9 protein-coding genes and 1 pseudogene are annotated in these 8305 nt (G+C 71.6%); all 10 read right to left on the bottom strand.

The annotated features are described in order from the left end of the window. Positions 1-159 precede the first annotated feature (159 nt). Positions 160-453, bottom strand: coding sequence for a type II secretion system protein GspK (locus ACKVMH_RS11520; protein ID WP_413840894.1), 294 nt, complete (start codon positions 451-453; stop codon positions 160-162). A 166-nt stretch (positions 454-619) separates the two neighbouring features. Beyond that, positions 620-1378 (bottom strand): annotated as a pseudogene (gene gspK / locus ACKVMH_RS11515) (type II secretion system minor pseudopilin GspK); the annotation flags it as partial. Next, complete coding sequence (gene gspJ, locus ACKVMH_RS11510) at positions 1375-1983, bottom strand: type II secretion system minor pseudopilin GspJ (RefSeq protein WP_412700391.1); 609 nt, start codon at positions 1981-1983, stop codon at positions 1375-1377. The pseudogene gspK and the gene gspJ, both read right to left, overlap by 4 nt. Continuing rightward, positions 1980-2369 (bottom strand): type II secretion system minor pseudopilin GspI, encoded by a 390-nt coding sequence (gene gspI, locus ACKVMH_RS11505; RefSeq protein ID WP_412700390.1) that lies wholly within the window; start codon positions 2367-2369, stop codon positions 1980-1982. The genes gspJ and gspI overlap by 4 nt, the downstream gene beginning before the upstream one ends. Beyond that, on the bottom strand, positions 2356-2832 hold the full coding sequence (locus ACKVMH_RS11500; RefSeq protein ID WP_412700389.1) for a GspH/FimT family pseudopilin: 477 nt from the start codon (positions 2830-2832) through the stop codon (positions 2356-2358). Before ACKVMH_RS11500 ends, gspI begins: the two co-directional genes overlap by 14 nt. 6 nt (positions 2833-2838) lie before the next feature. Beyond that, positions 2839-3291: a type II secretion system major pseudopilin GspG gene (gene gspG / locus ACKVMH_RS11495; protein ID WP_412700388.1), complete on the bottom strand. Its 453-nt coding sequence runs from the start codon at positions 3289-3291 to the stop codon at positions 2839-2841. Positions 3292-3300: 9 nt separating this feature from the next. Further along, the gene (gene gspF, locus ACKVMH_RS11490; RefSeq protein WP_412700387.1) at positions 3301-4509 is read right to left on the bottom strand and encodes a type II secretion system inner membrane protein GspF; all 1209 of its coding nucleotides are present in this window, start codon (positions 4507-4509) and stop codon (positions 3301-3303) included. Then, positions 4496-6034 (bottom strand): type II secretion system ATPase GspE, encoded by a 1539-nt coding sequence (gspE, locus tag ACKVMH_RS11485; RefSeq protein WP_412700386.1) that lies wholly within the window; start codon positions 6032-6034, stop codon positions 4496-4498. Before gspE ends, gspF begins: the two co-directional genes overlap by 14 nt. Next, positions 6031-8085, bottom strand: coding sequence for a type II secretion system secretin GspD (gene gspD / locus ACKVMH_RS11480; protein ID WP_412700385.1), 2055 nt, complete (start codon positions 8083-8085; stop codon positions 6031-6033). Before gspD ends, gspE begins: the two co-directional genes overlap by 4 nt. Then, on the bottom strand, positions 8082-8305 hold a 224-nt coding region (locus ACKVMH_RS11475), incomplete at its 5' end, for a PDZ domain-containing protein (RefSeq protein WP_412700384.1). The genes gspD and ACKVMH_RS11475, both read right to left, overlap by 4 nt.

Genomic DNA, 8305 nt, shown 5'->3' with positions numbered 1-8305 from the left:
CGGCGCCGGGCACGGCCAGGACGCGGCGCGGGAGCCCGGTCGGCCGGTCATGCGCGGCCGGCGCGAGCACCCGCCCGTCCCGGTCGATGTCCAGCAGTAACGGCGTGGCGGAGCGGTCGCGTGGCAGCAGCATCAGTTGGAGGGTGGGCAGCGTGGTCGTCATTCCGGCAGGGTCCAGCGGCGTGCCAGCAGTCGTGCGTGGCCGGCATCGAGTTCGAAAAGTGCGCTCGAGACGAACTGCGCGCCGTCGTGTTCGACGCGCACGTCCAGGGCGAAGAAACGGGTCTGCACGGCCAGCGGTGCCAGCGCGGCATCGGCCAGGTCCAGCGCGGCCAGCAGCGGTTGGCGGCGGAAGTCGGCGACATCGCGCCAACCGCCCGGTGGGCGGGCACGCAGCACCTGCCGCGCCGATTGGGCGGACAACCGGCCCTCGCTGAGCATCACCAGCAACACGGCGTCCCCGTCATCCAGTGCATTGAGGTTGGTGGGCGACGGCGCGTCGGTCGGCAGTGCACAGACATGCGGCCGCAGTTGCTCGTACAACGCGGCGTCGAACCCCTCGACCGCCCGCAGTTCGCTGGGCTCGGCGAGCAGGGTGCCGGCGGTGCGGTAGCCGGGCGAGCGCAGTGCGTACCGTGCNCTCGCTGAGCATCACCAGCAACACGGCGTCCCCGTCATCCAGTGCATTGAGGTTGGTGGGCGACGGCGCGTCGGTCGGCAGTGCACAGACATGCGGCCGCAGTTGCTCGTACAACGCGGCGTCGAACCCCTCGACCGCCCGCAGTTCGCTGGGCTCGGCGAGCAGGGTGCCGGCGGTGCGGTAGCCGGGCGAGCGCAGTGCGTACCGTGCGTCCTCGGCGCCCTGCGCGCCGGGCGCGCCATCGGCGTCGATCCAGTCGACCAGGGCGTCCACGAGGCGTGCGGCGCGGTGGTCCGGAACCCCGAGCGCGCGCAGCAGGGCATGGAACTGGCGGGCGCCGGCATCGCGGCGCTGCCACAGCTCGGGCGCGCCCTCGACCACGCTGTTGAGATTGAAGCACGTGGTCGCATCGCTCAGGCGGGCCTGCACCAGGCCGCTGCCGGTCGGGAACACCAGCGGCCGGCCGTTCCACTCACCGACCGGCGGGGCCCGCGTGCCGGCGCGCGCCAGGTGCTCGATCCGGACCTTCGCCAGGGTTTCGGCGCCCAACGCGCGCCAGCGTGCTTGAGCCATGGCTTGTGCGTTGGACGCCCGCCGCAGCCCGAACCGAATGTCATCGAGCACGCTGGTCACCAGCACCGCCATCACCGCGACCAGCAACAGCACCGTCAGCAGCGCGACGCCGCGCTGACTGCCGGCAGTCGCCGCGTCACGACGGGCGTGGCCGGGCCAGCTCATGCCCCGGCCACCGGCAGCAGGAACAGTTGCTCGATGCGGCCCAGGCCGGTCAGTTCGAGCTCCAGCCGGACCGCGTCGGGCATGGCGCCGGCACCGCCCGGCCAGCCGCGGCTCCATTGGCCGCGGTAGTGGTAGGCGACCGCGGCGGACTCGATACCCGTCAGCAGCACCTGCGGTGCCAGTGCGGGCGCGCCGTCCAGTGCCGTCCGCGCGCTGCGCTCCAGTTGCCCGTCGACCAGCCGGTATTCGACATACTGCAGCGACGCCCGTGGTTCGCCGTCCGGGTTTTCCCAGCCGCGCCGCACCAGCGCCAGCAGCGGCGCAGCCGGATCCATCGCGCCGGTGGTGCTTCCCACGAACGCGTTGCGTGCCGCCACCCCGTCGCGGCCGCGGACCCGCCGCACCGCGGCCTGTCCCAGGTCGGCCTGCAGCAGTCCGCGCGCGCGCTGGAATTCGCCCAGCCGGTCCATCCGCGCCTGCACCACGCCCTGGTTGTCGGCGGCGTAGGCCATCACCCCGACCCCGACCGCCGACAGCAGGGCGAAGATCAGCAGCGCGACCAGCATTTCGACCAGGGTGAACCCGGCCGTCGGCGCAGGCGTCATGGGGCCTCCCGGTACAGGGTCGCTTCTGCGGCGACGCGGTCCTCGTCGGCCGGCATGACCGCGACGTCAATCCGGACCATGGCATCGACCTCGGTTGCCGCCACCCTGCGCGTCCAGCGCCAGGCGCGGTCGCCGAGCGTGACCTCGCCACCATCGACCGCTGACGCCAGTTGCGCCGGCGTGGCCAGCATCGCCTCCACTGCACGGTTGTCGGCGACCACCCCGGCCAGCACCTGTTGCTCGATCACCACCGCGCTGCGGGTGTTCTCCCCTGCCAGGTTGAGCAGGGCCAGCACGGTCAGGCTGAAAACCGAAACGGCGACCAGCAGTTCGATCAGCGAGAATCCCGCAACGCCGCCGGGCCAACGGGCGTCAACGCGCCGCATCGACCTGCACGCCCCCGGCGTCATCGAGCCTGACCCGCACGGCGCCACCCTCGCGTCGCAGGAGCACTTCGCCGCCCTCGACCGCTCCGGTCGGGTCGAAGCGGAAGGTGGTTTGCCCATCGGGGCCCGATGCCGCCAGCACCGTCCCTTCGTGCCAGGTGGTCACGCCGAACGGGCCGTCCTGCAACGGTTGCCAGCCGCCGAAGTTCTGCCGCGAGAATGCGTAGCCCTCCGGGTCGACCGTGACCCGCACTGCGCGCGTCGTGAGGATCGCCTCCTCCTGCGCGCGCACCAGCCGCGCCGCGAGCGTGTCGGCTTCGCGTGCGAGTTGCCGCTCGTCTCCGGGCGCGGTCAGCACCACGGCGACCCCGGCCAGACCGAGGATCACCAGCACCACCATCAGCTCCACCAGGGTGAACCCCGGCGCGCGCGATGTCCGACGTGGTCGGGCAGGGGGCTGCATCGGCGGTCAGTGCCAGTTGCCGATGTCGGCGTTGTCGCCGTCGCCACCTTCGGCGCCGTCGGCTCCGAACGAGAAGATGTCGAACGCGCCTTTGCGGCCGGGCTGGCGGTACTGATAGGGGTTGCCCCACGGGTCGGCCGGCAGGCGCCGCACGTAGCCGCCCCTGCGGTAGCGCTCCGGCCGCGCGAGCCCGGCCGGCGCGCGCAACAGTGCATCCAGCCCGTCCGCGGTGCGCGGGTAAGCCAGGTTCTCCAGCCGATAGGTCTCGACCGCCTGTTCGAGCACCGACACGTCGGCGCGTGCCTTTTCGACCATCGCGCGGTCCTGGCTCGGCATCACGTTGACCATCACCACCGTGGCCAGCAGGCCGATGATGACGATGACCACCATCAATTCGACCAGGGTGAAGCCGGCGTGCCGGCCGCGTGCAGGGCGGGTCGTGCGGGGAAGTGCGCGCATGGGGTTTCCTCAACCAAGGACCAGGGAGTTGAACTGCAGGATCGGCAGCAGGATGGCGAGCACGATCACCGCGACCACGCCGCCCAGCACGACGATGATCAGTGGCTCCAGCAGGCTCATCGCCACCGTCGTGAAGGTGTTGAACTCGCGCTCCAGGTAGTCGGCCGCGCGCTCGAGCATCGGCCCCAGCCGGCCGCTGTCCTCGCCGCTGGTGGTCATGTAGAGCAGGGTGGGCGGGAACACCCCGGCGCGGCGCATGGCGCCCGACAGGCTGCCGCCTTCGCGGATCGACGCGACCATCCGGTCGGTCGCCCCACGCAGCACGCGGTTGTGCACGGTGCGTGCGGTGATGGCCAGGCCTTCCAACATCGGCAGGCCGCTGCCGACCATGATCGAAAGCGTCCGTGCCATCCGTGCGGCGTGGACGTCGCGCACCAGCCGACCCAGCAGCGGCAGGCGCAGCACCGTGGCGTCGACGCGGTGTCGGAACGATGGCCGGCGCAGCAACCGGCTGAAGGCGACCACGCCGATCGCCAGCAGCAACACCACCGGCAGGCCCCAGGCCGCCATCAGGTCCGATATACCGATCACTACCCGGGTCAGCAGGGGCAGCTCGCGTCCCATCGAATCGAACTGTTCGACCACCTTCGGGACAACGAAAGCCATCAGCGCGACCACCACCGCGACGGCGGTGAGTGCCAGCGCGGCCGGGTACACCAGCGCGGTGACGAGCTTGCCGCGGACCTGCTGTTCGCGCTCGAGCAGGTCGGCCAGTCGCTCCAGGATGTCGGGCAGGGCGCCGGAGCCTTCGCCCGCGGCGACCATCGCCCTGTACAGCGGCGGAAACGCGCTGCCCTGGCGCGCCATCGCCTCGGACAGCCGGAACCCTTCGAGTACGTGCGCGTGGGTGGCGGCCAGGACACGCCGCACGGCACGTTTTTCAGCCTGTGCGCCGACGGTCCGCAGCGCTTCCTCCAGGGTCATCGCCGCGGCCAGCGTGGACAGCTGGCGGGTGACAAGCGCCAGGTCCTTTGCACTGAAGCGTTCAAGCAGCCCGGTCCGGCCGGAATCGACCGTGGCACCGGCCGGGTCGATCCGCACCGGCACCAGCCGGCGGCGGGCGAGCTGCTCGCGGGCCTCGGCCGGCCCGGGCGCATCAATCACGCCGTGGCGGGTGACACCACGGGCATCCAGCGCGGCATAGTCAAACGCCGGCATGGCGTGCGGCTTCCGCGGGCAGCGTGGCGATGGGTGCGTCGTGCTGGCGCGTCACGCGCAGCGCTTCCTCGGGAGTGGTTTCACCGCGCGCTACCGCGGCGCGGGCCGACGCCGCCAGCGTCGCTGCACTGGCAAACGCCGCGCGCGCCAAGGTGTCCTCGTCGGCGTTGTCGCCAATCAGCCGGCGCAGGGTGTCGTCGACCACCACCGCTTCGTAGATGCCCAGCCGACCGGCGTAGCCGGTGTGGTTGCAGGACGGGCAGCCGGCGGCCTGGTACATCGGGCCGCCATACGCGGCGCCCATCACCTGTCGGCCGAGTGCATCGGGTCCCCGCGGTGCGCGGCAGTGCGGGCAGATCCGCCGCACCAGCCGCTGCGCCAGCACCAGCCGTACGGTGGAGGCCAGCAGGAACGGCTCCATGCCCATGTCCCTGAGTCGGGTGATCGCACCGACGGCGTCGTTGGTGTGCACGGTGGAGAGGACGAGGTGGCCGGTCAGGCTCGCCTGTACCGCGATCTGCGCGGTCTCCGGGTCTCGGATCTCGCCGACCATCACCACGTCCGGGTCCTGCCGCAGGATCGCGCGCAGGCCGGCGGCGAAGGTCATACCCACCTTGGTGTTGACCTGGGTCTGGCCGACGCCGTCGATGGCGTACTCGACCGGGTCCTCGACGGTGAGGATGTTGCGGCTGCCGTCGTTGAGCGAGGACAGTCCCGCGTACAGCGTTGTGGTCTTGCCCGAGCCGGTCGGCCCGGTGACCAGCACGATGCCGTTGGGCACGTGCAACGCCCGGGCGTATGCCGCACCGACCGGCGCCGGCATGCCCAGTTGCTCCAGCGTGAGCGTGCCCTGGTCCTTGTCGAGGATGCGCAGCACCACGCGTTCGCCGCCGCGGGCGGGCAGGGTGGACACGCGCACGTCCAGCGCCTTGGCGCCCATGGCCACCGAGATGCGGCCATCCTGCGGAATGCGCTTCTCGGCGATGTCCAGCCGCGCCATCACCTTGACCCGCGACACCAGCAGCGGGGCGATCCGGCTCGGCAGGCTGGCGGCCTCCCGCATCACGCCATCCACCCGCAGGCGCACCCGCAGGGTCGATTCGAACGGCTCGATGTGGATGTCGGACGCGCCCAGCCGCGCGCCCTCGGCGATGATGCCGTTGATCAGCCGGATGATCGGCGCGTCGTCCTGGTTCTCGAGCAGGTCGGCGGTCGCGGGGATGTCTTCCACCAGCGAGTCCAGGCTACCGTGCGCGTCGAGCGCATCGACCGTGCCGGCACCGCCGAGGCCGGCGTCGGCGTAGACCTCCGACAGCATGCGGTCGAACGCGGCGCGCTTCATCGACCGCACCGAGAGCGGACGCCCCAGGACCCGCCGCACTTCAAGCAGTGCGGTCGGCTCGCTGCCTTCGCGCAGCGCGACCCCGGTACTGCCGTCGGCGTCGCCGGGGGTGTCAGCATCGAGCAACAGCACGCCGTGCCGCTTGGCGAACGCATAGGGCAGGCGGGCCGCGACGGTGCTCATGGGACGGGCAGGGGCGCCGTTGCAGGCGCCTGAGTTCCGGAAGCCGCCGGTGCCGGTGGCGCCACCGGCGGCTGCGTGCGCAGGTAGTCGCGCACCAGCACGTCCAGCGCGGCCTCGCGTGACCGGCCGCCGTCGAGCTGGAGCTGCGCACCGCGCATGTAGTCGTAACGTGGCGCCGTCACCCGCTGGGCATCCACCGGACCGCCGACGATCGTGGGGCGGATGAACACCATCAGGTTGGTCTTGCTGCGCGACCGCGCGGTCGAGCGGAACAGGTTGCCCAGCAGCGGGATGTCGCCGAGCAGCGGCACCTTGTCGACCGAGTTCCGGTCGGCCTGGTCGAGCAGGCCGCCCAGGACCACGATCGCGCCGTTGTCGACCAGCACGCGGGTCTCCACCTCGCGCTTGTTGAGGATCAGCTCGCTGAAGTTGGCCGACACCGGGCCGGCGATCGAGGACACCTCCTGCCGCAGCTGCAGGGTGATGCCGCCGCCGGCGTTGATCTGCGGCGTGACCTCCAGCTGGATGCCTACGTCCTGCCGTTCGATGGTGCGGAACGGGTTGGCGTTGCTGTCGCCCAGCACCTCGCCTGACGTCACCGGCACTTCCTGGCCGACCAGGATCCGCGCCGGCTCGTTGTCGAGCGTCATGATCGACGGCGTCGACAGCAGGTTGGAGCCGTTGTCGCGCTTGACCGCGTTGATCACCAGGCCGAACAGCGTATCGCCCGCGCTGCCGGCTATCCCCGCCAGGCCACCGGTGAGGCCGAGCAGCGACTGCAGTGCCGCGTTGCGTGCGGTTTCGGCGAGGTCGGAATCGTCCCCGTCGTCGATCAGTGCAGCGCCGGCCAACTCGGTGATGCCCGGGCCCGAGCGGCGGAACTGGGTGGTGCCGAACGGAACGCCCCTCCGGTTGGCGGCGGCGATCTGTACGCCGAGCTCGCGTGCCGCGTCGTCGGAGATCTCCACAACGATCGCCTCCACCAGCACCTGCTGGCGGCGTACGTCCAGCTGCCGGATCACCTCGACCAGCGTGCGCTGGGTCTCGGGGTCGGCGTTGATGATCAGCGCGTTCTGGCCCGGCGCGCGGACGATGGTGGGCCGCTTGCCCGGGGTCGTGGCGATCACCTGCGCCTGCTCGCCGCCGGCCGATGCCGCCACCGCCGTGGCTGCGCCCGCCTCGGCGGCCGCGGGCTGGCCGACCAGCTGCTGCAGTACCGGCAACAGCTGTTCGGCGCTGGCGTGCTGCAGCATCACCACCTGCACGTCGCCCGTGCTCTCGGCGCGCCGGTCGAGCTCGAGGATCATCTGCACGACCCGGCCGACGCGCGCCGGGTCGCCGCGCACAACGATAGAGTTGCTGCTTTCCACCGGCAGCACCGACAGGGCGGCCGAGCTTCCGCCCTCGATTCCGCCGCCGCCGAACAGGCCGTTGATGGTGGCGGCGATCTCGCGCGCGGAGCTGTTGCGCAGGGTCACGGTGTCGATGCTGGCGCGGTCGGTGTCGATCTGCGCGATCAGGGCGCGGATGCGTCGCAGGTTGTCGGCGTAGTCGGCCACCAGCAGGCTGTTGCCCTGCGGCGTGGCGATCACCACGCCACCGCGGCCGACCAGCGGCTTGATGGTCTCGGCCGCGATCCGCGCGTCGACCTGGCGCAATGCGATGACCTCGGTGGCGAATCCGAGCGTTCCCGCGCCGGCGGTGCGGGGCTGCTGCGCCGCGGTGTCGTCGGGCACCACCCGATAGGTCCCCGGCCCCGCGGGGACCGCCACCAGGCCGTTGGCGCGGAGGATCGTCAACAGCACGCCGAGCAGCTCCGACTGGCCGAGCGGCTGGTCGTTGGTGTAGTTCACCGTGCCCTGCACGCCGGGATCGACGATGAAGGTGGTATCGGTCGCCCGCGCCACGTCCTCGATGAAGGCACGCAGGTCGGCGTTGCGCACGTTGAACGCCTGTGGCGCGTCGGTGCCCGCCGCCTGGGCGATTGCCGGGTGGGCCGGTTGCAGGGCGAGGGCAAGCGCGAGCAGGGCGCCGGTGGAGCGACGGATCATCGTGGCGCCTTCAACAGTGTGGTGTGTAACTGGCCGTCGCGGCGGTAGCGGATCTCGACCTCGCGGCGGCCTTCCAGCTCGCTGGCCAACCGCGGCAGCCGGGCGAGGTTGAGGGGTTGGCCATTGACCGCCAGCAGCACGTCGCCCGGTGCGAGCCCGGCCTGGGCCAGCACGGCCGCGTCCCCGTCGGGCGACAGCGTGAACCCGCCCCCGAGGCTGG

This window comes from Lysobacter zhanggongensis, from assembly GCF_046638635.1.
In the GTDB taxonomy this organism is placed as follows: domain Bacteria; phylum Pseudomonadota; class Gammaproteobacteria; order Xanthomonadales; family Xanthomonadaceae; genus Novilysobacter; species Novilysobacter luteus.
This window is presented reverse-complemented; position numbering and strand designations above follow the sequence as displayed.